Origin of the sequence: Bradyrhizobium sp. AS23.2 (genome assembly GCF_001908185.1) — a bacterium.
Classification (GTDB): Bacteria; Pseudomonadota; Alphaproteobacteria; order Rhizobiales; family Xanthobacteraceae; genus Bradyrhizobium.
On record NZ_LGHM01000183.1, the window covers coordinates 1 to 24,441 of the forward strand.

The window sequence follows — 24,441 nt, forward strand, 5'->3', positions numbered from 1 at the left end:
GGCCGTGGCCGAGGGCGACAGCGCCGAGGCGCATGCCGCCGACACCATCGCGGTCGGCGGCGGCCTCGTCGATGAGGCAATCGCACTCGGGATCGCGCGCGAGGCAGCACCGCGGATCCACGACCTTCTCGCCTATGGCGTGCCGTTCGACCGCGATCTCGAAGGCAGGCTCGCAGTCGGACGCGAAGCGGCACACTCGGCGCGGCGCATCGTGCATGTGCGTGGCGATGGCGCGGGCGCCGCGATCATCGCGGCCTTGAGCCAGGCCGTGCGCCAAACGCCGTCGATCCGCCTGATCGAAGGTTTCGTCGCCGAGGCGCTGTTGACGGAGGACGGCGCCGTGACCGGTCTTCAGCTGCGCGAGGCCGGCAATCCCGCTGCACGACCGATCCTGCTCGCTGCGCGCGCGGTCGTGCTTGCTACCGGCGGCATCGGCCATCTCTATGCCGCCACCACCAATCCGCTTGAGGCCAGCGGATCGGGCCTGGCGATTGCCGCGCGCGCCGGTGCCGTGATCGCCGACCCTGAATTCGTGCAGTTCCACCCCACCGCCATCATGGTCGGGCGCGACCCGGCGCCGCTCGCGACCGAAGCTCTGCGCGGCGAAGGCGCGACGCTGATCAACGGCCATGGCGAGCGCTTCATGGTCGCGCACCATCCGCTCGCCGAGCTTGCGCCGCGTGACATCGTGGCCCGCGGCGTGTTCGCGGAGATCGCCGGCGGGCGAGGCGCGTTCCTCGACGCGCGCGAGGCGCTGGGCACGCGCTTCGGCCAGAAATTTCCGACCGTACATCCGAGCTGCATCGCCGCCGGCATCGATCCCGCCACGCAGGCCATCCCGATCGCACCGGCCGCGCATTACCACATGGGTGGCATCGCGGTCGACCGCCGCGGCCGCAGCTCGATCGACGGGCTCTGGGCCGGTGGCGAAGTGTCATCTACCGGCGCGCATGGCGCCAACCGCCTCGCCTCGAATTCTCTGCTGGAGGCGGTTGTCTATGCCGCGCGTATCGCAGAAGACATCGCCGGCCGCTTCATCCCCTCGCCTGCCCGCCCTTCCGACATGCTGGTGACACCCTGCAGCAGCGAACCGGATGCGGCGGCTGTGAAGCGGCTGCGCGCGATGATGAGCGCGCATGTCGGCGTGATCCGCGATGCAGATGGCCTTGCGGAAGCTGTCCGCAGCTTCGCCGCGCTCGAGTGCGAAACAACAAGCATCGCTGTCCGCAATATGGCGACGTCGGCCCTGCTCGTCGCCGCTGCGGCCTGGATGCGTTGCGAGAGCCGCGGCGCGCATTTCCGCTCCGACCATCCGACGGATGTGCCCGCGCTGGCGCGGAGAACGATGACCACACTCGCCGCGACGCGCGATGTCGCGGAAAGCTTGAGCGTCCGTCCACGGCCACGCACCGTGCAATCCATGATCGCCTGAAGGAAGCCCCATGATCACCCCGACCTCACTGCTCAATCCCGACGCCTTCCTGTCGCCGCTTGCGATCGACGAGGCGGTCCATCGCGCGCTCGACGAGGATCTCGGCCGCGCCGGCGACATCACCTCGCTTGCGACGATCCCGGAGGCGACCAACGCGCAAGCGATCCTCGTCGCGCGCCAGTCCGGCGTGATCGCCGGATTGCCGCTCGCGCTCGCGACCCTGCAGAAGCTCTCGCCCGACATCGAGGTGCGCGCCCATGTCCGCGATGCCGCGCGCGTTGCCCGCGGCCAGCGCGTGCTGACCATCTCCGGCCCGGCGCGTGCCATTCTCACGGCGGAGCGAACCGCACTCAACTTCGTCGGCCGCCTGTCGGGCGTCGCAACGCTGACGGCCGACTATGTCGCGCGCACCGAAGGCACCAGGATGCGCATCTGTTGCACGCGAAAGACCACGCCGGGATTGCGGGCGCTCGAGAAATACGCGGTTCGCTGCGGCGGCGGCTTCAATCACCGTTTCGGCCTCGATGATGCGATCCTGATCAAGGACAACCATATCGCGGTCGCCGGCGGCATCCGCCCCGTGCTGAAGCGCGCGCGCGCCCATGCCGGCCATCTCGTCAAGATCGAGATCGAGGTGGATACGCTCGCGCAACTACGCGAGGTCCTGGACAGCGGAATGGCTGACGCCGTGCTGCTCGACAACATGGACCTTGCAACGCTGCGCGAGGCGGTGCGGCTCGCCGAAGGCCACCTCAAACTGGAAGCGTCCGGCGGCGTCACGCGGGAGTCGATCGCAGCGATTGCGGCAACCGGCGTCGACTACGCCTCATCCGGTGCACTGACGCATTCGGCGCCGAACTTCGATTGCGCGTTGGATATCGAGGCGTGACGGTCTACTCCCTCTCCCCGTTCTTACGGGGAGAGGGTTGGGGTGAGGGGCTGCTGCTGCAAAGACGGTGAGAGTTGCATGCGCGGAGATTCCCCCTCACCCGGATTGCATCTTCGATGCAATCCGACCTCTCCCCGCAAGCGGGGCGAGGTGAACGACGTCGCGCGTCGCTTCAAGCTACCGCCGTTCGCTCGCACCCATCTCGGCGGAGCTCTTGGCTTCCTGGACGAGCTCGGCGGAGAGTGCGGCGGTCTGGGCCGGCGTGCCCCAGCTCGGTTCTTCGCTGCCGTCGCCCCAGGCGCGCGGCCGGTAGAAGGTGTGGACGCCGAACTTGTACATCTTCTTCATCTCGGCAACCCAGGACGGACGCACCCAATAGGCGTGGTAGTGCGTGGACTTGCCGACTTCGGGCAGCCAGATCTGGCCGTCGAGTGTCGCCTTCGAAATCTTTTTCGCGCGCTCCCACATTTCGGGCTCGCGGATCACGTCGGGATTATTGTCGCAGGCGAAGGTAAACTGGCAGGCGAAGTGGCGATACTTGTTCTGGTAGACCACGCCGCACACGGTGTCGGGATATTTGCCCGAGAACACGCGATTCATCACCACCTGCGCAACCGCCATCTGGCCGCGCACGGCCTCGCCACGCGATTCGAAGTAGATCGCCTCGGCGAGGCACTTTTCCGATTTCGCCCGCGACTTGTCGTCGAGCGCAAGCCGCTCCGCGGGTGATTTGCCGCGCTGATTGTCGGCGTTGACTTCGCCTTTCGGCGCGACGCTCTCGCCGCTCTCGATGTCCCTGGCAACGTCCTCAGACGGCGGCGACAGCGAGGCCGTCGCTTTCATATCCGGGTCGGGCATCACGATCAGCGGCTCGGCGCCGGGCTCCCAGCTCTCGATGCTCTCGAGACTGCCGCCGAGCGAGGAGCTGCCGAAGAACAGGTTCGAGGTCTTCACACGGAAAGGATCACGCGGCGGCGCAGGCGGAATGGTCGCTTGCTTCAGCGCTTCGAGCGGCTCGATCGCGAGCGAGCGCGCGGCGTCACTGGCTTGTGGCGGATTGGCATATTGCGGCAGCGGCGGCGCGCGCAGCGCTTCCTGTAGCTCGGGATCGAGCGCGGCCGCGGACTCCGGCGACATCGCCTGTGGTAACGCGACGGTCTTGGCTCCGAACACCGAGCTGTTCGACGTCGTGGGATCGTCCTGCGCGGGTGCTGCGGCCGGAGCGACGGTCTCGGGAGCCTGCGTGGGCGCGACGGTTGCAAGGCGATCACCCTTCAGGGAACGATCGACCTTTGGAAAATCGGCGGCCTGGTAGCGCGGCGGCGCCTGCAGCGCCGGATTGCGGCTGATCGCGCCGGTGACGTCGCGACCGTCGAGGCTCGCGAGGCGAACCATCGCACTCTGCGGAACCGAGGTTCCGATCGGCCGCGAAAAACTATAGGTGGCGAGCTGTATAGAGGACGCCGCAGAAAACACCTGCTTCTGCCAGCGCTCGGCGACGCCGGGCTGACGCGCCAGCAGAGAGGCAATGTCCTGATAGCCGGTCTCTCTCGGCATCAATGCGAAGATGCAGAGACCGATTCCGAAGGACGCGAACCGCGCGCCCTTCGGATGGTTACGCAACACAAACATCGATACGCTCACGCAACGCTTTACGCTCGTCTGATCGAAGTCAGCACATCCGTGCAATTCGATCTTTATTGTCAGTATCCAATTTAGGTTGCCGGGGCGTTAATCGACGTTGCGCGCGCAGCACACTCAAGCGAACACAGGTGTTTTCACGGAGTGATCGCGCGGGGTGGTAAATGCGCCCTCACGTGAAGCGGTAAACATTCGGTCAACGCGTATGGTAAAGGAACTCTTGATGGCGCGTCTCATTGCGGGACGCGTGCGGCTCCATCGTTGCGACATGTGTCTCCACGCCACCACTGTCATGCCCCGCGAAAGCGGGGCATCCAGTACGCCGCGGCTCCTCCGCATCACGTCGCCGTCTCTGGAATACTGGATCGCCCGATCAAGTCGGGCGATGACAGCGAGTGTGTGGCGCTTGCCTGCGCTCACAATGACGACTTGGAGAGTGGTCATCTCAAATGAAAAGAGGCGGGGTTGGCCCCGCCTCTTTCACTCTCAACATATCAATTCCGCCTACGCCTGGCTCGCGATCGCCTTGCCGAGCGCGGCCTGCGCGGCAGCGAGGCGGGCGATCGGCACGCGGTAGGGCGAGCAGGAGACGTAGTCGAGGCCGATATTGTGGCAGAAGGCAACGGAGGCGGGATCGCCGCCGTGCTCGCCGCAGATGCCGACCTTGAGCGAAGCACGCGTCTTGCGGCCGCGCGCGACGCCGATCTTGACGAGCTCGCCGACGCCTTCCTGGTCGAGCGCGATGAAGGGATCGACCGCAAGGATGCCCTTCGCCACGTAGGGGCCGAGGAAGCTCGCAGCGTCGTCACGGCTGATGCCGTACGTCGTCTGCGTGAGATCGTTGGTGCCGAAGGAGAAGAACTCGGCGCTTTCCGCGATCTCGGCCGCGAGCAAACAGGCGCGCGGCAGCTCGATCATGGTGCCGACCTGATAGGCGAGCTTTGTGTTCGTATCGCGCATCACTGCCTGCGCGGTCGCATCGATCCGCGCCTTGACGAGATCGAGCTCGGCCTTGGTCGCGATTAGCGGCACCATCACCTCGAGGCCGATGGCCTTGCCGGTGCGCCGCTGCGCCTCGACCGCCGCCTCGAAGATCGCGCGCGCCTGCATCTCGGCGATCTCCGGATAGGCGATCGCGATACGGCAGCCGCGGAAGCCGAGCATCGGGTTGAACTCCGAGAGCTCGCGCGCACGGTCAGCCAGGCGCCGCGGGTCGGTATTCATGGCGCGCGCCACTTCCTCGACCTCGGCATGAGTGTGTGGCAGGAACTCGTGCAGCGGCGGATCGAGCAGACGGATCGTGACGGGCAGGCCCTTCATGATCTCGAACAGCTCGACGAAGTCGGCACGCTGCATCGGCAGCAGCTTTGCGAGCGCGGCACGGCGCGATTGCTCGTCCTCCGAGAGGATCATCTCGCGCACCGTGCGGATGCGCGTCTCCTCGAAGAACATGTGCTCGGTGCGGCAGAGGCCGATGCCTTCCGCGCCGAACTTGATCGCGGTGCGCGCGTCTTCCGGTGTGTCGGCATTGACGCGCACGCCGATCTTGCGGACCTGGTCGGCCCAGTTCATCAGCGTGCCGAACTCGCCGGACAGCTCCGGCTCGATCATCGGCATGCGGCCGGCGAGCACCTGGCCGAGCGAGCCGTCGATGGTGATGACGTCGCCGGTCTTGAAGGTACGCGAGCCGATGCTCATGGTGCCGCGGCCGTAATCGACGCGGATGGTGCCGCAGCCGGAGACGCAAGGTTTGCCCATGCCGCGCGCGACCACCGCAGCATGCGAGGTCATGCCGCCGCGCGTGGTCAGAATGCCTTCGGCGGCGTGCATGCCGTGGATGTCTTCAGGACTGGTCTCGATGCGGACCAGAATCACTTTGCGTCCGTCGGCCTGGAGCTTGGCCGCCTCATCCGAGGAGAACACGATCTCGCCGGAGGCCGCACCGGGCGAGGCCGGCAGGCCGGTCGCGATCACGTCGCGCTTGGCGTTGGGATCGATGGTCGGATGCAGCAGCTGATCGAGCGAAGCCGGGTCGATGCGCGTCACCGCCTCCTTCTTCGAGATCAGGCCTTCATTGGCGAGCTCGACCGCGATGCGCAGCGCCGCCTTGGCGGTGCGCTTGCCGCCGCGGGTCTGCAGCATCCAGAGCTTGCCCTGCTCGACCGTGAACTCCATGTCCTGCATGTCGCGGTAATGCTTCTCGAGCAGCGTGTAGATCCGCGTCAGCTCCTTGAAGGCCGCCGGCATCGCCGATTCCATCGACGCCTTGTCGGAGCCCGATTCCTTCCGGGCGTCCTCGGTGATGTCCTGCGGCGTACGGATGCCCGCCACCACGTCCTCACCTTGCGCGTTGATCAGGAACTCGCCGTAAAGCTTGCTCTCGCCCGTCGAGGGGTTGCGGGTGAAGGCAACGCCGGTCGCCGACGTCTCGCCCATGTTGCCGAACACCATGGCCTGCACATTGACAGCGGTGCCCCAGGATTCCGGAATGTCGTGCAGCTTGCGGTAAGTCACCGCGCGCGCGTTCATCCAGGAGGAAAACACCGCGCCGATCGCGCCCCAGAGCTGGTCGTGCGGATCCTGCGGGAAGTCCTTCCCCGTCTCGCGCGCGACCGCGTCCTTGTACTTGCCGACCAGCTCGACCCAGTCCTCGGCGGACAGATCGGTGTCGAGCGTATAGCCTTGGCTGTCCTTGAAGGTATCGAGGATTTCCTCGAAGTGATGATGCTCGAAACCGAGCACCACGTCCGAATACATGGTGATGAAGCGGCGATAGCTGTCATAGGCGAAGCGGCGGTCGCCCGACAGTTCCGACAATGCTTCCACCGTCTCGTCGTTCAGGCCGAGATTGAGCACGGTGTCCATCATGCCCGGCATCGAGGCGCGCGCGCCGGAGCGCACGGAGACGAGCAGCGGGTTCTTGGCATCGCCGAAGATCTTGCCGGTCAACTTGCCGACATAGTCCAGCGCCTTCTCGACCTGCGACTGCAGCTCTTTCGGATAGGACTTGTCGTGTGCGTAGAAATAGGTGCAGACCGAGGTCGGAATGGTGAAGCCGGGAGGCACCGGAAGGCCGAGATTGGCCATTTCCGCGAGATTGGCGCCCTTGCCGCCGAGCAGGTCGCGCATCTCCGACCGGCCCTCGGCCTTGCCGTCACCAAAGGTGAAGACCCACTTGCCGGCCTTGGCCGCGCTCGGCGCTGCCTTGCTCGGTGCCGGCTTCGCAGCGACCTTGGCCGCAATCTTCGGCGCAACCGACTTGGTCGCAGCCTTCGCCGCAGGCTTCACGGCCGGCTTGGCAGCGGGCTTGGCAGGGGGCTTGGCAGCAGCCTTAGCAGCAACCTTGGCGGCCGGCTTCGGGGCGCTCTTGGCAAGCGCCTTGCGGGCCGGCGGCGCGGCTTTCGCGTTGGCGGAGGACTTTGATTTCGCTGGTATTTTCTTAGGCTTCGAGGCGGCTTTGGCCATAGCTTGCACACAACCTGCGAGAGGGACGGGAAATCGCGGGCCTTACACCACTTTGAGCGGGCCCGCGCAAGTCGAACTGTTCCGGAAAATGAACCCCTGGAGCTAGAGGTGGAGCCACTTCAGGAGCCCAAGCCCGATCGCACCGTTGATGATGAGGAAGATCGCTACGATCAGATTGAGGAGCCGCGGCATGATCAGAATGAGCACACCCGCAATCAACGACAGGATCGGCGAAATGTGGGCGACGGTGATGTGCATGAATTGTCTTTCTGTGGAGTGAGGCGAATCGCGGCCGGATCATAGCGGACCGGGTTCCGCGGGTAGAGACGCACCAGAGTCGCACGAGTTCCTGCCTTCGCGAAAACTGCCCGAAATTGCCGCGAATGCGGCAGGGCTTTTCCCGGAACATTGCGAAGAGGCATGCATTGGCAACCGGTTGCGCCACTGGCGCTTCCCGAAAATCTTCTCGAAGGAGTTGACGATGCGGAACAGGATTCTTGCTCTTGCAGCGCTCGCGGCCGCGATCGGCTCGCCCGTCGCGGCGCAGGCGCAAACGGTGGGACGCGCGCCCGTCGTGGTCGATGGCGGTCCGACGATAGCGGTCGAACAGCGGCCGGCTTTCCGCGAATATGTCATCGAACAACGTGTGCCGGCCTTCCGTATTCCGGATCGCGTGGTGGTCGGTGCCACCTTACCCGAGACCGGCATCACCTATTATGACGTGCCGCAACGTTTCGGCGCCACGACATATCGCTACACCGTCGTGAACGGCGAGACCGTGCTGGTCGAGCCTCGCTCACGACGCATCGTCGAGGTGATGGACTAGCGCTTTCTACTCGATGTCCGGCGCGCCGCATCAGGCTGGCGCGAGCAGTTTTAATTCGGACATCAGGCCCTGCCCGGTCTTCCCCCCGCCGGGCGGGGCTTTTTTGCGTTCTCGTGTCCCGGACGCGACGCAGCGCGTAGCGGTGCGACGCAGAGCCGGGACCCAGAATCTTTTGTGCGGCTGGCATGGGCCCCGGATCAGCAGTGCATCACGCCGCGAAGGCGCGGCGCGCTGCACAGCATCCGGGGCACGAGAGCCTCAATCCTGGATCTTCGAGAAATCCGCCACCGCACGCGTCGCGCTGCGGATTTCGTTGAGCAGCTTCAGGCGGTTCTCGCGCACCTTCGCATCGTCATCGTTGACACGGACCTTGTCGAAGAACGCATCCACCGGCGGGCGCAACTTCGCCATCGCGCTCATTGCGGCGGCAAAGTCTTCCTTGGCGACAGCAGCGCTTGCTTCCGTCTTGACCTCGCCGATTGCCTTCGCCAGCGCCTTCTCCTCGTCGAGGCTGTAGAGCGCGGCATCAGGCGCACCGTCGAACGTGCGCTTGTCCTTCTTCTCCTCGATCGACAGGATGTTGCTGGCGCGCTTGGTGCCGGCGAGCAGGTTCCTGCCGTCGTCGCTATCGAGGAACTTGCCGAGCGCCTCGACGCGGCGGACGATCATCAGGAGATCGTCCTGGCCGCCGAGCGCGAACACGGCGTCGACGAGATCGTGGCGCGCGCCCTGCTCACGGAGCTGGACCTTCAGGCGGTCGGCGCAGAAGGCGAGCAGGTCGCTCGGAAGCTTCTGCGCATCGGCAGGCTTCACCGACAAGCCCGCAAGTGCGGATGCCGCCACCTTCATGAGCGACAGACGCAGCGCGTTCTCGGCAATCAGCCTGATCACGCCGAGCGCCGCGCGACGGAGTGCATACGGATCCTTGCTTCCCGTCGGCTTCTCGTCGATCGCCCAGAACCCAACCAGCGTATCGATCTTGTCGGCAAGTGCGGCCGTAACGCTGACCGGATCGGTCGGCACGCGATCGGCCGGGCCTTGCGGCTTGTAGTGCTCCTCGCAGGCCGCCGCGACGGACGCATCCTCGCCTTGCGCCAGCGCGTAGTACTTGCCCATCAAGCCCTGCACCTCGGGGAATTCACCGACGACTTCGGTCAGCAAATCCGCCTTGGCGAGATGCGCGGCGCGCGTCGCCTTTGCGACATCGGCACCGACCAGCGGCGCGATCTCGGCAGCAAGCCGCTCGATGCGCTTGATGCGCGCGGCCTGCGTCCCGAGCTTCTCGTGGAACACGATCTGCTCGAACTTCGGCAGACGATCCTCAAGCTTCGTCTTCAGGTCGGTCTCGTAGAAGAACTTCGCATCCGACAGCCGCGCGCGGATCACACGCTCGTTGCCGGCGATGATGGTCGCCCCGCCGTCGGTCGCCTCGATATTGGCGACCAGGATGAATTTTGCGGCGAGCTTGCCCTCGTTGCTCTTGGGATCGCTGACCACAAAGCACTTCTGGTTGTTGCGAATGGTGGCGCGGATGACTTCCGAAGGCGTCGCCAAAAACTCCTGGTCGAACGAGCCCATCAGCACGACCGGCCATTCGACGAGGCCCGCGACCTCGTCGAGCAGGTTCTGGTCCTCGACAAGCTCGAACCCTTGCGCGAACGCAAGCTGCTTGGCGTCGGTGAGGATCGCATCCTTGCGGCGCTCGGGGTCGAGCACGACCTTCGCGGCGAGCAGCTTCGCCTCATAGTCCTCGAACCGGCGCACGCTGATTGGAGCCGGCGCGAGGAAGCGATGGCCGTAGGTGGTCTGACCGGTCTCGATGCCGTCGACCGAGAACTTCACGACATCGGGCTCTTCGGTCTCAAGTCCGAAGGTCGCAGTGATCGCGTGCAGCGGACGCACCCAGTTGAGCGAACCGGGTTTGCCGGAGCGCGCACCCCAGCGCATCGATTTCGGCCAGGGGAAGGTGCGGATGATCACGGGCAGGATTTCGGCGAGCACGTCGATGGCGTCGCGGCCGGGCTTCTCGATCAACGCGATGTAGAAGTCGCCCTTCGGGTCGCGCTGGATCTTGGCTTCGTCGAGCGACTGCAAACCCGTCGCCTTCAGGAAGCCCTGCACAGCCGCATCGGGCGCGCCGATTTTCGGTCCGCGACGTTCGGTCTTCAGGTCGGGCTGGCGCACGGGAATGCCGTGCACGGTCAGCGCAAGGCGGCGTGGCGTCGCGAACGCCTTCGCGCCGTCATAGACGAGGCCTTCGGCGACGAGCTTGTCGGTGACCATGCGGCGCAGATCGTCCGCCGCCTTGGCCTGCATGCGCGCGGGGATTTCTTCCGAGAAAAGCTCAAGCAACAGATCAGGCATCAGGCCGCTCCACCGGCTTCGGTGTGCAACCAGGCTTCGCCACAGGCTTTGGCCAGTTCACGCACGCGCAAAATGTAGCTCTGCCGCTCGGTCACCGAGATCACGCCGCGCGCATCGAGCAGGTTGAAGACATGGCTCGCCTTGATGCACTGGTCATAGGCCGGCAGTGCCATCAGGTGCGCCTCGCGCTTGCCGTCCTTAGAATTTTTTTGCCAGCCCGCATCGAGGTATTTCTTGCAGGCCGCTTCGGCCATCTTGAACTGCTCGAACAGCATCGCGGTGTCGGCGACTTCGAAATTGTGCCGCGAATATTCGCGCTCCGCTTGCAGGAACACATCGCCATAGGTGACCTTCGCGTCGCCGTCGCGGCCGTTGAAGTTGAGGTCGTAGACGCGGTCGACGCCCTGCACATACATCGCGAGACGCTCGAGCCCGTAGGTCAGCTCGCCCGCGACCGGCGCGCATTCGAAGCCCGCGACCTGCTGGAAATAGGTGAACTGGCTCACTTCCATGCCATCGCACCAGCATTCCCACCCGAGGCCCCAGGCGCCCAGCGTCGGGCTTTCCCAGTCATCCTCGACGAAGCGAATGTCGTGCACGGCAGAATCGATACCGATCGCCGCGAGCGACTTCAGGTACAGTTCCTGAAGGTTCGGCGGCGACGGCTTCATGATCACCTGGAACTGGTAGTAGTGCTGCATCCGGTTCGGGTTCTCGCCGTAACGGCCGTCCTTGGGCCGGCGCGAGGGCTGCACATAGGCGGCGTTCCAGGGCTTGGGCCCGAGCGCGCGCAAGGTGGTCGCCGGATGGAAGGTACCTGCACCCATCTCCATGTCGTAGGGCTGCAGGATCACGCAGCCCTGCTCGGCCCAGAACCGCTGGAGCGCGAGGATAAAGCCCTGGAACGAGCGTTCCGGGCGCATATGGGCGGGCAATGAGGCGTCCATCGTCAGATCAGGCTCTCGCGGGGGGGTTTGAATCGCGCGGGACCGTATCGACGGCGGGGATGGGAATCAAGGCAAAGGGGCGCGGATTCGAGCCAAACAGCCCGTCATCCCGGACGGTGCGGTAGGGTGGGCAAAGCCGCTCTTGCGCCGTGCCCACCATCTTTCCAAGACTGCGATGCAGGCGGTGGGCACGCTTTGCTTTGCCCACCCTACGGCTGCAGCAACTATCCCGGACGATAGGCTCCGGTCACGGGGTCCCGTTTCAGCGTCTGGATGTCCCCCATACGGGCGGTTTCGGCGACGCGCGACAAGCGCATCTCCTCCAGCTCCTGGTTGATCCGGACAGCGGTCTTGTAGGCCCAGCGGACCACGGCAAGCCCGCCCAAGACGCCCGCAAATGCAACGAACGGCGGCATCGGTCGATCCTTGTTCAATGCTCAGCCCCCACGATCATTGTCGCGCAGATGAGGCTGCGCTGCAATTGGTTCGGCTTCGATTCTCCTCGGACCAAATGGCGCGGGTGGGCGCCGCCTAGAACCCGAATTTCGCCCAAATCGCCCGCGTCTCGACCGCCGAAATCAGTTCGTCCGGGAGGCCGGCGACCGATTCCAAGGCCGAAAGCTGGCCAGCGCCGGGCGATTTCCGCCCCAGAAGGCCGGACAGCAGCCCGGTCGGCTGCGCGATCACGGGGGTGAGAACCTTCTCGCCATAGCGGGCACGAAGAGTTGAGCGGAGATCGCCGATCCCGTCGGCCAGCCCGAGCGCGATCGCGCTGTCGCCGGCCCAGTATTCGCCCGTGAACAGGGTGTCGTCCGCGCCTTTCAGGCGCGCGCCGCGGCTTTCCTTCACCAGCGCGATGAAGATCTGGTGGATCTCGCGCTGGATCGCCTTCAGCTTCGCGACGTCATCAGCGTTTTCCGGGAGGAACGGGTCGAGCATCGCCTTGTGCGCACCGGCGGTGTAGAGGCGTCGCTCAATGCCGAGCCGCTTGATCGCCTCCTGGAAGCCAAAGCTGCCGCCGACCACGCCGATCGAGCCGAGGATGGACGAGGGATCGCAAAGGATCTCGTCGCCGGCGCAGGCAATCATGTAGCCGCCGGAGGCCGCGACGTCCTCGACGAACACGAGCACCGGTAGCTTCTTCTCCGCCGCGAGCTGCTTGATGCGCAGATAGATCTGGCGCGACTGCACCGGCGAGCCGCCGGGCGAGTTGATCACGAGCGCCACCGCCTTCGCATTGCGGACAGAAAATGCTCGCTCCAGCACCCGCGCAACGCCCGCGAGTGTCATGCCGGGGCGCAGTGGCGTCACCGCGCCGATCACGCCGGACAGCCGCACCACCGGCACGACTGCGGCGCCGGGACGGAAACGCGCCGGCAGATATTCCATGAGCTTGTCGGCCAGGCCGGAACCTCTGCGATCGTTCAATTGTTCGGCCATGCCGTTACCTCTGATTAACCATTTCTTATCACGCGACTGTCATTGGAAGTGCCTGGAACGTGTTTTGCAGATTTCTTGCTGAGAGGCTGCAATGAGGCAGCGGAGGAAGCGACATGAAGATCTATCTGCTGTTGGTGCTGATCGGCACACTTTTCACCGCAATCCGCTTCACGTCCCCGCAGGAACAGCAGTCGGAATCGCTTCCGCAGTAGGCCATCACCGCTCCACCAGGGGTAGAACCGCCCGCCCCTCCAGAATATCCTTCACCTCTTTTTTAGGCACGCGTGCCTGCTCGTTGAGCATGAGGCCTGGCAACAATCGTGTCGGGGCCCTGCCGCCCTTGACCGCGCGCACCAGCACGCGGATCGCAGGCCGTCCCGCTTCGCCGTGAACCGGCAGGATCGACAGGCTGCCGAAGCCGCGTGACAGCGCTGCCAAAACCTCCGCGATACCATCTGCACGCCAGATCAGGGTCAGCACGCCATCCGATCGGAGGATGCGCCGCGCCGCGTGAATCCAGGCCTGCAAGGTCTCCTCCGTCGCGACATGCGCGATCTGGCGCCCCTGATCCGGCGAGCCGCGATGCCGTGCGGGATCGTTGAAAGGCGGGTTCATCAACACCACGTCGACGCTGTCCGGCGACAGCCCATTTGCCGCGAAGGCCTGCGCATCGGCCATGACGTCGAGCACGATCGTCTCGGCCGCGATCGCATTCGCCGCCGCATTGGCGCGCGCCAGCTCTGCCAGCTCCGGATCGATTTCGACCAGGCTCAGCCTGATCCCGGGGACGCGCCGGGCGAGCGCCAGCCCGGCCGTGCCGATGCCGGCGCCCAGATCGACCACACGGTCGCCGGTCCGGGCCTCCGTCGCCGCCGCGAGCAGGATGGCGTCATGCCCGGCGCGATGGCCGGACCGCTTCTGCTTGAGCCGCAGCTGCCCGCCCAGAAAGGCGTCCTCGGTGATGTCTGCTGCGGCCTCAATCATCGCCGCGCAGTTCGTGGCTGAGACCTGCCTCGGTCAGGAGCCGCCGGGCCTCCTGGGCGTCGTCGTCATGGACCAGGATCCGCCGCGGCAAAATGCCGAGCGAGCCCTCGATGATGCTCATGTTCTGGTCCAGCACCAGATGATGGATGTTTGCGCCGTCGAGCAGCGCGCCAATCGCCGACACCAGCACCATGTCGTTGGTCCGAACCAGTTCACGCAAATCAGGTCTCCTGCCTGGAGGGGTTAGGCGGCAAATGTCAATGGTTGCGCAGCACTTGCCGCATCCGCCGCCAGTTTCTATTGTATTTCCATCAGAATAGCCCTTCCGGGGCAAATATTGGAGACCGGCGTGGCCGTCATCGTACCTTTCGAAACTCCCGGCGCGTCGATCGAAGAGCTGGTTGCCCTTGTCGCCGGCGACATGGAGCGCGTCAACGCCACGATCCTGTCCCGGACCGGTTCGGACGTGACCATGATCCCGGAGGTCGCCAACCACCTGATCTCCTCAGGGGGAAAACGCCTGCGGCCGATGCTGACGCTCGCCATGGCCAACCTCGCCGGCTACACCGGCGACGGCCACATCAAGCTCGCCGCGTCCGTCGAGTTCATGCACACCGCGACCCTGCTCCACGACGACGTCGTCGACGAGAGCGAGATGCGCCGCGGCAAGCTCTCGGCGCGCATGCTCTGGGGCAATGAGGCCAGTGTTCTGGTCGGCGACTTCCTGCTCGGACAGGCCTTCCGCATGATGGTCGAGGTCGGCTCGCTCCGCGCGCTCGACATCCTCTCCGCGGCCGCCGCCACCATCGCCGAGGGCGAGGTGATGCAGCTCGCCGCCGCCAAGAACACCGCGACCACCGAGGACGAATATCTCGCCGTGATCCGCGGCAAGACCGCCGAGCTGTTCGCAGCGGCCTGCGAGGTCGGCCCCGTGATCGCCAACCGCCCGAAGGCGGAGCAGACCGCCTGCCGCTCAGTGGGCATGAATCTCGGCATCGCCTTCCAGCTCGTCGACGACGTGCTCGACTATGGCGGCAAGAGCGCCAAGCTCGGCAAGAACACCGGCGACGATTTCCGCGAAGGCAAGATCACGCTGCCGGTCGTGCTCGCCTTCCGCCGCGGCAACGACACCGAGCGCGCCTTCTGGATCCGGGCGCTCGAGCGCGGCGAGATCGGCGACACCGACCTCGATCACGCCATCGGGCTGATGAACAAGCACCGCGCGCTCGAGGACACGCTCAGCCGCGCCCAGCACTACGGCGCCATGGCCGTCGACGCGCTCGCGCTGTTCCCGTCCTCGCCGATGAAGAGCGCGCTGGAGCAGGTCGTGGCGTTCTGCCTGGCGCGGTCGCATTAAACGGTCGCACCAAGTTATCGCGTTTCGGCACGCTGCCCGTCAAATGCGCTGTCGTCCGCGGCCTGTTGCGCAATTGCGCACGGAGCCCGGACGACACCGGCGAAATAGCGTCACTACAGCATCTACATCGTCATTGCGAGCGTAGCGAAGCAATCCAGAGTCGCCCCACGGCGGTAGGCTGGATTGCATCGCTGCGCTCGCAATGACGGAGTGTAGGCAGCCGCGCACCTACTCTCGTGTCCCGGACGCGCAGCAACGCCTTGGCGTTGCTGCGCAGAGCCGGGACCCATGCGACACGCGCGATGATCCGCAACATGGGCCCCGGCTCTGCAGCGCACCGCCAAGAGGCGTTGCGCTGCGTCCGGGGCACGAGAGTGGACTAACAACCGCGCGCCGCACATTTCAACGCGGACGCACCTTCTCGTCACCAAGCCATCTTCGCATTCTTTTCGCTCGCTCCACCCGCATCTCCTGTTGCTCACCGGTGACTTGCATTTTGCAAGTCACTGCCCTACCTTCAGGCCATGCAGCCCAAACTCTCCTCCATCCAGGAATGCCCGGTCGGCCGCGCCGTGGAGACGGTCGGTGAATGGTGGAGCATCCTGATCCTGCGGGATGCATTCCAGGGCGCGACGCGCTTCGACGAGTTCTCGCAAAGCCTCGGAATCGCGCCGAACATCCTGTCGCGGCGCCTCGCCCATCTCACCGAGAGCGGCATGTTCGTTCGCCGCCGCTACAGCGAGCGGCCGCCGCGTTACGAATATGTACTGACGGACAAGGCGCGCGATTTCTTTCCCGTGGTCGTGGCGCTGCTCGCCTGGGGCAACAAGCATCTCGCGCCGAAGGGCGAATCCATCCTGCTGGCGAACCGGGATGACGCTCGCCCGTTCGATCCGGTGGTCGTCGATGCCGCCGACAAGCGTCCCATCACGCTCGCTAATGCGGTCGTCATCGCAGGTCCCCGCGCAAGCCGCGGGATGCGGAATCGGCTCGCTTCGCTCAAGGCCATGAACCCGGCCGTTGCGCCGGCTGGAGACTGACATGCGTCGTATTGTCGTGACGGGAATGGGCGCGGTGTCACCGCTCGGCTGCGGCGTCGAACTCTCCTGGCGCCGGCTGCTTGCCGGACAAAGCGGGCTGCGCCCCCTGCCCGAATGGTCACAGGCGCTGCCGGCACGCATTGCCGGTCTGGTGCCCGATAAAGCCGGGGATCCCGAGGGCGGCTTCGATCCCGCGCAAGCTGCCGCGCCAAAGGACCAGCGCAAGATGGACCGCTTCATCCTGTTTGCGCTGCTCGCCACCGCAGAAGCGGTCGCGCAGGCCGGATGGGCGCCGCAGGACGCAGCGGCGCTGGAACGGACGGCGACGATCATCGCCTCCGGCGTCGGCGGCTTTCCGGCGATGGCGGAAGCAGTGCGCATCACCGAACAGCGCGGCGCGCGCCGGCTCTCGCCGTTCACGATCCCCTCGTTCCTCGCCAATCTCGCCGCCGGCCACGTCTCGATCAAATACGGCTACAGGGGAGCGCTGGGAACACCGGTCACGGCATGCGCCGCGGGTGTGCAGGCAATCGGCGATGCCGCGCGCATGATCCGGGCGGGCGAAGTCGATGTGGCGATCTGCGGCGGCACGGAGGCCTGCATCGATATCGTCAGCCTCGGCGGCTTTGCGGCGGCGCGCGCGCTGTCGAGCGGCTTCAACGAGCAGCCCGTGCGCGCCTCGCGCCCGTTCGATCGCGACCGCGACGGCTTTGTCATGGGTGAAGGCGCGGGCATCCTCGTGATCGAAGAGCTGGAGCACGCGCTGGCGCGCGGCGCCTCCCCGATCGCCGAGATCGTCGGATACGGCACGACTGCGGACGCCTATCACATGACGTCGGGGCCGCCCGATGGCGACGGCGCTCGGCGTGCGATGGAGATCGCGCTCCGTCAGGCGAGCCTTGCGCCCGCGGATTTGCAGCACCTGAACGCTCACGCGACGTCGACGCCGGCCGGCGACGAGAGCGAGCTTGGCGCAATCGCGGCTCTGTTCGGCCGCAATCAGAACATCGCGGTGAGCGCGACGAAATCGGCCACCGGCCATCTGCTCGGCGCCGCCGGCGGGCTGGAGGCAATCTTCACCGTCCTCGCCCTGCGCGACCAGATCGCTCCGCCGACTCTCAATCTCGAAAACCCTGATCCGGGCGCGGAAGGCATCGACATCGTCGCAGGTGCAGCACGGCCGATGGCGATGCAGCACGCCATCTCCAACGGCTTCGGCTTCGGCGGGGTGAATGCCAGCGCGATCTTCCGCCGGATCGCCTAGAAGCATGATCCGGGAAAGTGTGAAGCGGTTTTCCGAAAAGATCATGCTCAAACAACAACCTAAAGCGCGATGACGATCCATCCCAATCTCATCGCGCTTTAGGCCGGAGGACTTGCAATCGCGGCAAGCTCCGTTACGAATTCAGGATGAGCGAGACGAATTTCTGGCTGTTCCTGACAGCGGCGTTTCTCATAGCGGCAATTCCCGGCCCCGGCATCTTCTACGTCGCGGCGCGGACCTTGTCGGAGGGGCGGGCCAGCGGCTTCGCGTCGACCGCTGGAACCGCGCTGGGCGGCCTGGTTCATGTGGTCGCGGGCAGTCTCGGCATCTCCGCGATCATCCTTGCCAGCGCCGAGCTGTTTGCCGCCGTGAAGTTCATCGGCGCGCTGTATCTGGTCTGGCTCGGCATCAAGACCTTCCGCAACGCCGGCCAGGCGCTCTCGCTCGAGAGCAAGCCCGTCGGCGACAAGCGCGCCTTTCGCGACGGCGTGCTGGTCGAGGCGCTGAACCCGAAGACCGCCGCGTTCTTCCTCGCCTTCATTCCGCAGTTCCTCGATCCGGCGGGATCGAGCCCCACGCTGCAATTCATCGTGCTCGGTGCGATCTCGGTGACGCTGAACACGCTCGCCGATGTCGTCGTGGTGCTGATGGCCTCCGCAACGCGCACGCAGCTGATCGGTCGGCCGCATCTGATGCGGCGTCTCACGCAAGGCTCCGGCATCTTCATCGCCGGCCTTGGCCTTTCGCTCGCGCTGGCGCGGCGGCCGGTGCAGGGGTAGAGCGCACGATGTTCGCCCCGCAAAGCCGCTATTACGAATCCCACGGCCTGCGGCTGCATTATGCCGATTGGGGCAACGAGGGCGCGCCCGTCGCCATCCTGGTCCATGGCGGCCGGGATCATTGCCGGAGCTGGGACGTCATCGCCCGATCGTTGCAGCCGCATTTTCGCGTCATCGCGCCCGACCTGCGCGGGCACGGCGATTCCGACTGGACCAGAGGCGGCAGCTACGCGCTGACGGAGTATGTGTACGATCTCGCCCAGCTCGTCCGCAGTATCGCGGCGTCCCAGGTGATCCTCATCGGCCATTCGATGGGCGGAATGGTGAGCCTGATCTTTTCAGGGTCGTTCCCCGAGCAGGTATCGAAGCTGGTCGTCCTCGACGGCGTGACCATGCTGCCGGATACGCCGAAGCCCCCGGCGAATGAGCGCATCACCAAATGGATCGGTCAGCTCGACAAGCTGCATGACCGCACGCCGCGCCGCTATCGCACGCTGGAGGACGCGGCCGCTCAGATGGTGCTTCACAACAAGCGGCTGTCCCGCGAGCTCGCACTGCATCTTGCAACGCATGGCGCACGGCAGAACGAGGACGGCACCTATAGCTGGAAGTTCGATCCCTATCAGCGCGCCAGTGCGCCGCATCGACTCTGGCCGGACGATCATGTCGAACTCTGGTCGCGCATCACCTGCCCAACGCTGCTGCTGAATGCCGGCGAAAGCTTTCTCGCAGGCGCCAAGGCGGCAGGCCTGGAGCGCTATTTCCAGCAGGCGCGCGTCGAGACCATTGCCGGGGCCGGACACTGGCTGCAACACGACAAGCCGCAAGAGGTCCTGGGTGCGATCAGAAAGTTTCTCGGGTTAGCCGAGGACGGCGCGAATTAGCCCTGGCGCCGTAGGGTGGGCAAAGCGAAGCGTGCCCACCAGTTCGATAGCGTGGCTTGGATGCGTGGTGGGCACGGCGCTGTCGCGCCTTTACCCACCCTACGGCGGTGGCGCCTAGCTCAACGTCCCCGCATGCACCCACCAGCCGGGGTGATCCCTGCGGATCTTTTCAGCCGCCGCATGAGCCTCGGCCGGCGCACCATAGATCGCAAAGCAGGTCGCACCTGAGCCGGACATGCGGGAGAGCTTGACGCCGGCGGAGTCGCGCAAGGCCTCCAGCACATCGCCGATGACGGGCTCGATGCGCAGCGCAGGCGCTTCGAGATCGTTGGCGACGGTTTCGAGGACCTCGACCCAATCGGCAATCGACCCGCCCTCCTCCGGCCAGGCCGGGGCTTCGAGGACGTCAGTGGCGCCGACCAGCAATTCGCCGTTGCGCAGGCCCAGCGCCTGGAACACGTCCTTGGTCGCAACCGGCACGCGCGGATTGACCATCACGCACGGCATGCTCGGCAGCATCAAGGGCAGCAGCTGCTCGCCGACGCCGGTCATGTCGCAGGCGCGCGAGAGCAGGCACACCGGCACGTCGGCGCCGGTCGCGAGCGCGACCTGCTGCAAGCGCGGATCATCAAGCGGAAGATCGTTGAGACGCGCCAGCAGCCGCAGCGCCGCCGCGGCATCGGCCGAGCCGCCGCCGATGCCGGCCGCAACAGGAAGCACCTTGTCGAGCGTGAAGGCGCCCAGCTTCAGGTTTGGCACAGCTTCGGCCAGGAGCTTGGCCGCCTTGAACACGAGATTGTCGGACGCATCGCCGCAAGCTGCCGCCAGCGGCCCCGTGGTGGCGAGCTTCAACTCGCCGCCCGGCTCCAGCGTGAGCCGGTCGGCGCAATCGGCAAACGCGACTACGCTCTCGAGATCATGATAACCGTCGGCACGACGCCCCACGACGCGAAGGCTCAGATTGACCTTCGCACGTCCCTCTTCAATCAACGCCGGCATTGGCGACGAACCCCCAAACGCACTTCTTCGTCGCGCATGATCTTATCGGAAAACCGCTACACACTTTTCCGGATCATGCGTCTGGATCAACCGCCCTTGCCGTCGTCCTTCTTCTTCTCGGCCTGTGCCGCTGAAGAGTTCGAATTGTCCTCGGTGAGACCGTTGGCGATCTTGGCCTCGATCTTCGGAAGGTCATCCGGCTCGGGCTTGAGATCGCGGGCGTGCGACCACTGGAATTTGGCCTCCAGCGTGCGGCCGACGCGCCAATAGGCATCGCCGAGGTGATCGTTGATGGTGGGATCCTCGGGCTTGAGATCGATCGCACGCTCGAGGTTCTTCACCGCCTCCTCGTAATTGCCGATGCGGTAATAGGCCCAGCCGAGCGAGTCGACGATGTAGCCGTCGTCGGGACGCTGCTCGACGGCGCGCTTGATCATCTTCATGCCATCGTCGAGGTTCACGCCCTGGTCAATCCAGGAATAGCCGAGATAGTTGAGGACATGCGGCTGGTCGGGCTGCAGCTCGAGCGCCTTCTTCATGTCGGCTTCCGCTTTGGCCCACTGCTTGGAGCGCTCCTCGCAGATGCCGCGATAATAGTACCAGACGCTGTTGGCCTTGTCGTTGCCGGCCGGCAGCACCTCGATGCCCTGCGAATAGGTCGTGCCGCAGTCGCCGAATTTCTTGCGGCCGCGCTCGATATTGCCGAGCGCCATGATGGCTTCGAGATCCTTGGAATCGTCTGATGTGACGCCCTTGAGGATCTTGATCGCTTCGTCGGTGCGGTCGGCGGAATCGAGGTCGATGGCGAGCTGGATCTGCGCGTTGCGCTTCAGAGGCGAGGTCGAGGGCACGCGCTCATAGACCTTGATCGCCATCTGCGGTCGCTTCACCGACTCATAGAGGTCGGCGAGCGAGAGCAGCGCCAGCGGATGAGTGGGCTGGAGATAGAGCGAGAGCTGGAGATAGACCAGCGCCAGATCCTCGCCGCCGCGGCGGGTCAGCGTGGCGCCGATGCCGTACAGCGCTTCGGCGGCGCCGGCCTGCGCGGAATCGACCAGCGGCGGCATCTTCTTGCCGGCGCGAGTCTCGCGCAGCCCTTCCACGACCAGCGGATGGCGGGCGAGCTTCTTGTCGAAAGCCTCATAGACGGTGGTCGCCGCGGCGGCATCCTTATTGCGCGACAGCCAGCGCGCATAGGCCTCGGTCACGCGCAGCATGGAATCGTCGAGCTTGTAGGCGCGCTCGAAGCGGGTGCCTGCGTCCTTCTCCTTGCCGGCGAGTTCGAGGATCATGCCGGCGTGGAGGTCCTTGAACAGCGGATACCATTCCGGGCCGGCCAGCTTGTCGATGGTGGCAACAGCGCCCTTGGCATCGCCCGCACCATAGGCGGCCCAGCCCGACAGCAGCGTGGCGACCAGATCCGTGATCGGACCGCGGATCGACTGGTTGATGTTGGTCTGCGCGGTCGCGTATTTCTTCAGCTTCAGATCACGCACGCCGACGACGAGGCGCGCGACGCGGTTGGTCTTGTCGATGGTGAGAATGCGCTCGGCGAGCTTGACCGCCTCGTCGATGTCACCGTCGGCGACCGAGGAGATGAAGGCGCGATCGAGCAGTTCATTGTTCTTCGGATCGGTTCGGAGCGCCGAGCGGTAGAAGGCGGCGGCCGAGGCCGCGTCGCGCTCGACGCTGGCGTGGCGGGCGGCGAGATAGCTGCCAGAGGTCGTGAGTGACTTCAGATCGTTTCGACTCGGAAACTGCATCGCCGTGTCGGACGGATGATCCGGCGTCTGCGCCAGGACCGCGCCGGGGACCGTCGCGATCGCTGTGCCCATGAGGGCGATGGCGGCAGCAGTCCAGCGGTTGAAACGATTTGAAAACATCAGGGCTCGCCTTGAGTTGGTGGTGCCTGGGTTTGCAGCAGAAGGCCGTCTCGCACGCGAACGCGGCCGGTGGCATCGGGACCCGGAACCGTCAGGCCGGACAATGCCGCTTTTGGCGCTTCACCGCAAGGATTCGGACCGTGCGATCCCCTCCGCACGCCCCAAATCGGCCAGTCGCGCCCCAAGACGCCGCTACTATGGCCTTATCGTGGCCGCGACCGGCCCCCGCGCCCCCGTTCTCACGCGAACGTGCGCTACACCACCCTTCGTGACCTATTTGGTCACTTGGCGTCCTTACATGGCTTCGTAGTTCGGGCCGCCGCCGCCTTCCGGGGGAACCCAGGTGATGTTGCCGTTGGGATCCTTCACGTCGCAGGTTTTGCAGTGGACGCAGTTCTGGGCGTTGATCTGGTAGCGCAGGCTCGCGCCCTCCTCGACCCATTCATAGACGCCGGCCGGGCAATAGCGATTCGAGGGACCGGCGAAGACGTCATGCTCGGACGTCTTCTGCAGGTTCATGTCGGCCACCCGGAGATGGACCGGCTGGTCCTCCTCGTGATTCGTGTTGGACAGGAACACGGAGGACAGCTTGTCGAACGAGATCTTGCCGTCCGGCTTCGGATAGTTTCTGGGTGCATGCTGCCTGGCCGGATCGAGCGTGGAGCGGTCGGGCTTCGAGTGCGACTGCGTGCCGAACAGCGAGGTGCCGAACAGCGTGTTGCACCACATGTCGAAGCCGCCAAGCGCGACGCCGAGCACGGTGCCGAACTTCGACCACAGCGGCTTGACGTTGCGGACCAGGAACAGGTCCTTGCCCACGGAGGACGAGCGCCACGCGTTCTCGTACTCGACGATCTCGTCATTGGCGCGATCGGCCGCGAGCGCGGCTGCGACATGCTCGGCGGCGAGCATGCCGGTGCCCATCGCATTGTGCACGCCCTTGATGCGGGGCACGTTGACGAAGCCGGCCGCGCAGCCGATCAGCGCGCCGCCGGGGAAGCTGAGCTTCGGCACCGACTGGTAGCCGCCCTCGGTGATGGCACGCGCGCCATAGGCAAGCCGCTTGGCGCCTTCGAAGGTGCCGCGGATCGACGGATGGGTCTTGAAGCGCTGGAACTCGTCGAACGGCGACAGATACGGATCGTCGTAGTTCAAGTGCACGACGAAGCCGACGGCGACGAGATTGTCGTCGTAGTGATAGAGGAACGAGCCACCGCCGGTCTTCAGGTCGAGCGGCCAGCCGAACGAATGCTGGATCATGCCCTTCTGATGCTTGGCAGGGTCGATCTGCCAGACTTCCTTGAGGCCGATGCCGAACTTCGCCGGCTCGCTCTTGGAGTCGAGTACGAACTTCGCGATGAGCTGCTTGGTCAGGCTGCCGCGCGCGCCTTCGGCGAACAGCGTGTACTTGCCGAGCAATTCCATGCCACGGGTAAAGGAGTCCTTCGGCTTGCCGTCACGGCCGATGCCCATGTCGCCGGTGGCGATGCCCCTGACCTTGCCCTCCTCGTCATAGAGCACCTCGGCGGCGGCAAAGCCCGGGTAGATCTCGACGCCGAGCGCCTCGGCCTTCCGCCCCAGCCAGCGGCAGACATTGCCAAGCGAGCCGATATAGCAGTGATGATTGTACATCAGCGGCGGCATGATGAAGTTCGGCAGCTTGATCGCGCCGCCACCCGTCATCCAGTAGAAGCGGTCGTCCTTGACCTGCGTCTTCAGCGGGCAGTCGGAATCCTCGCGCCAGTCGGGAATCAGCTTGTCGAGCCCGGCCGGGTCGATCACAGCACCCGAGAGAATATGCGCACCGACCTCGGAGCCCTTCTCCACCACGACGACGTTGAGATCGGCGTTGAGCTGCTTCAGCCGGATCGCGGCCGACAGGCCCGAGGGGCCGGCGCCGACGATGACGACGTCAAATTCCATGGATTCGCGCGGAGGAAGTTCTTCGGTGCTCATCTGATCTCAGCCCTTGAGACGGTTCCTTGTCATTTGCGCTCCCTTGTTTCCGATTTTTCCGGGTAGGACAACCTCGGAAATGCGTTCCGCTGGGATGCAAGGCGGCCTAAACTGAATTAATAGTCAGACTTTCCCATGATCCTCGAACCCGCCCCCACCGTCCGTGAGCTCCTGGCCTTCTATCTGGAGGCGGGTGTCGACTGCGCGCTCGCGGAGGAACCGATCGACCGGCTGGCCGAGGCGGACGCCCCGCCTCCGGCCCCGCGCGCACCGCAGGTCGAGGCCCCCCCG

At 65.3% G+C, this 24,441-nt stretch carries 20 protein-coding genes and 1 pseudogene; 9 read left to right on the forward strand and 12 right to left on the reverse strand.

Annotation, left to right across the window (positions count from 1 at the left end; all coding sequences use genetic code 11):
- Positions 1 to 1,432: L-aspartate oxidase (locus AC630_RS34410; RefSeq protein ID WP_074122868.1), on the forward strand; the 1,432-nt coding region annotated here is incomplete at its 5' end.
- A 10-nt stretch (positions 1,433 to 1,442) separates the two neighbouring features.
- Positions 1,443 to 2,321, forward strand: coding sequence for a carboxylating nicotinate-nucleotide diphosphorylase (gene nadC, locus AC630_RS34415; RefSeq protein WP_074122869.1), 879 nt, complete (start codon positions 1,443 to 1,445; stop codon positions 2,319 to 2,321).
- A gap of 177 nt (positions 2,322 to 2,498) precedes the next feature.
- Here nadC and AC630_RS34420 read toward each other — a convergent pair whose 3' ends face one another.
- The 3 genes from AC630_RS34420 to AC630_RS34435 all read right to left on the reverse strand — a co-directional run bounded on the left by AC630_RS34420 (position 2,499) and on the right by AC630_RS34435 (position 7,685).
- On the reverse strand, positions 2,499 to 3,953 hold the full coding sequence (locus tag AC630_RS34420; RefSeq protein WP_074122870.1) for a cell wall hydrolase: 1,455 nt from the start codon (positions 3,951 to 3,953) through the stop codon (positions 2,499 to 2,501).
- 513 nt (positions 3,954 to 4,466) lie between these two features.
- Positions 4,467 to 7,427, reverse strand: a complete 2,961-nt coding sequence (ppdK, locus tag AC630_RS34430; protein ID WP_074122872.1) for a pyruvate, phosphate dikinase — start codon at positions 7,425 to 7,427, stop codon at positions 4,467 to 4,469.
- Positions 7,428 to 7,529: 102 nt separating this feature from the next.
- Positions 7,530 to 7,685: a DUF3096 domain-containing protein gene (locus tag AC630_RS34435; protein ID WP_074077234.1), complete on the reverse strand. Its 156-nt coding sequence runs from the start codon at positions 7,683 to 7,685 to the stop codon at positions 7,530 to 7,532.
- Positions 7,686 to 7,908: 223 nt separating this feature from the next.
- Here AC630_RS34435 and AC630_RS34440 point away from each other — a divergent pair, with 223 nt between their 5' ends.
- Positions 7,909 to 8,253, forward strand: a complete 345-nt coding sequence (locus AC630_RS34440) for a DUF1236 domain-containing protein (RefSeq protein WP_074122885.1) — start codon at positions 7,909 to 7,911, stop codon at positions 8,251 to 8,253.
- A gap of 258 nt (positions 8,254 to 8,511) precedes the next feature.
- On the opposite strand, the gene glyS is transcribed toward AC630_RS34440, so the two are convergent.
- From glyS to AC630_RS34470, 6 genes are all read right to left on the reverse strand, one after another.
- Positions 8,512 to 10,617, reverse strand: coding sequence for a glycine--tRNA ligase subunit beta (glyS, locus tag AC630_RS34445; RefSeq protein ID WP_074122873.1), 2,106 nt, complete (start codon positions 10,615 to 10,617; stop codon positions 8,512 to 8,514).
- A complete protein-coding gene (locus tag AC630_RS34450; RefSeq protein ID WP_074122874.1) occupies positions 10,617 to 11,564 on the reverse strand; it encodes a glycine--tRNA ligase subunit alpha in 948 nt (315 codons plus the stop codon). The genes glyS and AC630_RS34450 overlap by 1 nt, the downstream gene beginning before the upstream one ends.
- Positions 11,565 to 11,788: 224 nt before the next feature.
- Positions 11,789 to 11,980 carry a hypothetical protein gene (locus tag AC630_RS34455; protein ID WP_074122886.1) on the reverse strand — a complete coding sequence of 64 codons (192 nt, stop codon included), beginning with the start codon at positions 11,978 to 11,980 and terminating at the stop codon, positions 11,789 to 11,791.
- A gap of 115 nt (positions 11,981 to 12,095) precedes the next feature.
- Positions 12,096 to 13,004 (reverse strand): S49 family peptidase, encoded by a 909-nt coding sequence (locus AC630_RS34460; RefSeq protein WP_074122875.1) that lies wholly within the window; start codon positions 13,002 to 13,004, stop codon positions 12,096 to 12,098.
- A 216-nt stretch (positions 13,005 to 13,220) separates the two neighbouring features.
- The gene (locus AC630_RS34465) at positions 13,221 to 13,988 is read right to left on the reverse strand and encodes a tRNA1(Val) (adenine(37)-N6)-methyltransferase (protein WP_074122876.1); all 768 of its coding nucleotides are present in this window, start codon (positions 13,986 to 13,988) and stop codon (positions 13,221 to 13,223) included.
- Positions 13,981 to 14,208: a putative signal transducing protein gene (locus tag AC630_RS34470; protein WP_074122877.1), complete on the reverse strand. Its 228-nt coding sequence runs from the start codon at positions 14,206 to 14,208 to the stop codon at positions 13,981 to 13,983. The genes AC630_RS34465 and AC630_RS34470 overlap by 8 nt, the downstream gene beginning before the upstream one ends.
- A 129-nt stretch (positions 14,209 to 14,337) precedes the next feature.
- On the opposite strand from AC630_RS34470, the gene AC630_RS34475 reads away from it, so the two are divergent.
- The 5 genes from AC630_RS34475 (at position 14,338) to AC630_RS34495 (ending at position 19,312) form a co-directional block, all read left to right on the forward strand.
- Positions 14,338 to 15,345, forward strand: a complete 1,008-nt coding sequence (locus AC630_RS34475; protein WP_014497337.1) for a polyprenyl synthetase family protein — start codon at positions 14,338 to 14,340, stop codon at positions 15,343 to 15,345.
- A gap of 524 nt (positions 15,346 to 15,869) precedes the next feature.
- Positions 15,870 to 16,385 (forward strand): winged helix-turn-helix transcriptional regulator, encoded by a 516-nt coding sequence (locus AC630_RS34480; RefSeq protein WP_074122878.1) that lies wholly within the window; start codon positions 15,870 to 15,872, stop codon positions 16,383 to 16,385.
- Between the two features lies 1 nt (position 16,386).
- On the forward strand, positions 16,387 to 17,649 hold the full coding sequence (gene fabF, locus AC630_RS34485) for a beta-ketoacyl-ACP synthase II (RefSeq protein WP_074122879.1): 1,263 nt from the start codon (positions 16,387 to 16,389) through the stop codon (positions 17,647 to 17,649).
- Positions 17,650 to 17,795: 146 nt separating this feature from the next.
- On the forward strand, positions 17,796 to 18,428 hold the full coding sequence (locus tag AC630_RS34490) for a LysE family translocator (protein ID WP_074122880.1): 633 nt from the start codon (positions 17,796 to 17,798) through the stop codon (positions 18,426 to 18,428).
- Between the two features lie 8 nt (positions 18,429 to 18,436).
- On the forward strand, positions 18,437 to 19,312 hold the full coding sequence (locus AC630_RS34495) for an alpha/beta fold hydrolase (RefSeq protein WP_074122881.1): 876 nt from the start codon (positions 18,437 to 18,439) through the stop codon (positions 19,310 to 19,312).
- A gap of 114 nt (positions 19,313 to 19,426) precedes the next feature.
- Here AC630_RS34495 and AC630_RS34500 read toward each other — a convergent pair whose 3' ends face one another.
- From AC630_RS34500 to AC630_RS34510, 3 genes are all read right to left on the reverse strand, one after another.
- Entirely contained in the window at positions 19,427 to 20,311 is an 885-nt protein-coding gene (locus AC630_RS34500) for a 4-(cytidine 5'-diphospho)-2-C-methyl-D-erythritol kinase (RefSeq protein ID WP_074122882.1), read from the reverse strand.
- Positions 20,312 to 20,397: 86 nt separating this feature from the next.
- A complete protein-coding gene (locus AC630_RS34505) occupies positions 20,398 to 22,194 on the reverse strand; it encodes a tetratricopeptide repeat protein (protein WP_074122883.1) in 1,797 nt (598 codons plus the stop codon).
- A 294-nt stretch (positions 22,195 to 22,488) separates the two neighbouring features.
- Positions 22,489 to 24,150, reverse strand: coding sequence for an electron transfer flavoprotein-ubiquinone oxidoreductase (locus AC630_RS34510; protein ID WP_074122884.1), 1,662 nt, complete (start codon positions 24,148 to 24,150; stop codon positions 22,489 to 22,491).
- Between the two features lie 135 nt (positions 24,151 to 24,285).
- On the opposite strand from AC630_RS34510, the pseudogene AC630_RS47410 reads away from it, so the two are divergent.
- Positions 24,286 to 24,441 (forward strand): annotated as a pseudogene (locus AC630_RS47410) (uracil-DNA glycosylase); the annotation flags it as partial.

What these genes read in the sequence shown, in the direction of transcription:
- nadC (WP_074122869.1), top strand. Translation starts at nt 1,443, where the DNA reads ATGATCACCCCGACCTCACTGCTCAATCCCGACGCCTTCCTGTCGCCG.
- AC630_RS34420 (WP_074122870.1), bottom strand. Translation starts at nt 3,953, where the DNA reads ATGTTTGTGTTGCGTAACCATCCGAAGGGCGCGCGGTTCGCGTCCTTC.
- ppdK (WP_074122872.1), bottom strand. Translation starts at nt 7,427, where the DNA reads ATGGCCAAAGCCGCCTCGAAGCCTAAGAAAATACCAGCGAAATCAAAG.
- AC630_RS34435 (WP_074077234.1), bottom strand. Translation starts at nt 7,685, where the DNA reads ATGCACATCACCGTCGCCCACATTTCGCCGATCCTGTCGTTGATTGCG.
- AC630_RS34440 (WP_074122885.1), top strand. Translation starts at nt 7,909, where the DNA reads ATGCGGAACAGGATTCTTGCTCTTGCAGCGCTCGCGGCCGCGATCGGC.
- glyS (WP_074122873.1), bottom strand. Translation starts at nt 10,617, where the DNA reads ATGCCTGATCTGTTGCTTGAGCTTTTCTCGGAAGAAATCCCCGCGCGC.
- AC630_RS34450 (WP_074122874.1), bottom strand. Translation starts at nt 11,564, where the DNA reads ATGGACGCCTCATTGCCCGCCCATATGCGCCCGGAACGCTCGTTCCAG.
- AC630_RS34455 (WP_074122886.1), bottom strand. Translation starts at nt 11,980, where the DNA reads ATGCCGCCGTTCGTTGCATTTGCGGGCGTCTTGGGCGGGCTTGCCGTG.
- AC630_RS34460 (WP_074122875.1), bottom strand. Translation starts at nt 13,004, where the DNA reads ATGGCCGAACAATTGAACGATCGCAGAGGTTCCGGCCTGGCCGACAAG.
- AC630_RS34465 (WP_074122876.1), bottom strand. Translation starts at nt 13,988, where the DNA reads ATGATTGAGGCCGCAGCAGACATCACCGAGGACGCCTTTCTGGGCGGG.
- AC630_RS34480 (WP_074122878.1), top strand. Translation starts at nt 15,870, where the DNA reads ATGCAGCCCAAACTCTCCTCCATCCAGGAATGCCCGGTCGGCCGCGCC.
- fabF (WP_074122879.1), top strand. Translation starts at nt 16,387, where the DNA reads ATGCGTCGTATTGTCGTGACGGGAATGGGCGCGGTGTCACCGCTCGGC.
- AC630_RS34490 (WP_074122880.1), top strand. Translation starts at nt 17,796, where the DNA reads ATGAGCGAGACGAATTTCTGGCTGTTCCTGACAGCGGCGTTTCTCATA.
- AC630_RS34495 (WP_074122881.1), top strand. Translation starts at nt 18,437, where the DNA reads ATGTTCGCCCCGCAAAGCCGCTATTACGAATCCCACGGCCTGCGGCTG.
- AC630_RS34500 (WP_074122882.1), bottom strand. Translation starts at nt 20,311, where the DNA reads ATGCCGGCGTTGATTGAAGAGGGACGTGCGAAGGTCAATCTGAGCCTT.
- AC630_RS34505 (WP_074122883.1), bottom strand. Translation starts at nt 22,194, where the DNA reads ATGTTTTCAAATCGTTTCAACCGCTGGACTGCTGCCGCCATCGCCCTC.
- AC630_RS34510 (WP_074122884.1), bottom strand. Translation starts at nt 24,150, where the DNA reads ATGAGCACCGAAGAACTTCCTCCGCGCGAATCCATGGAATTTGACGTC.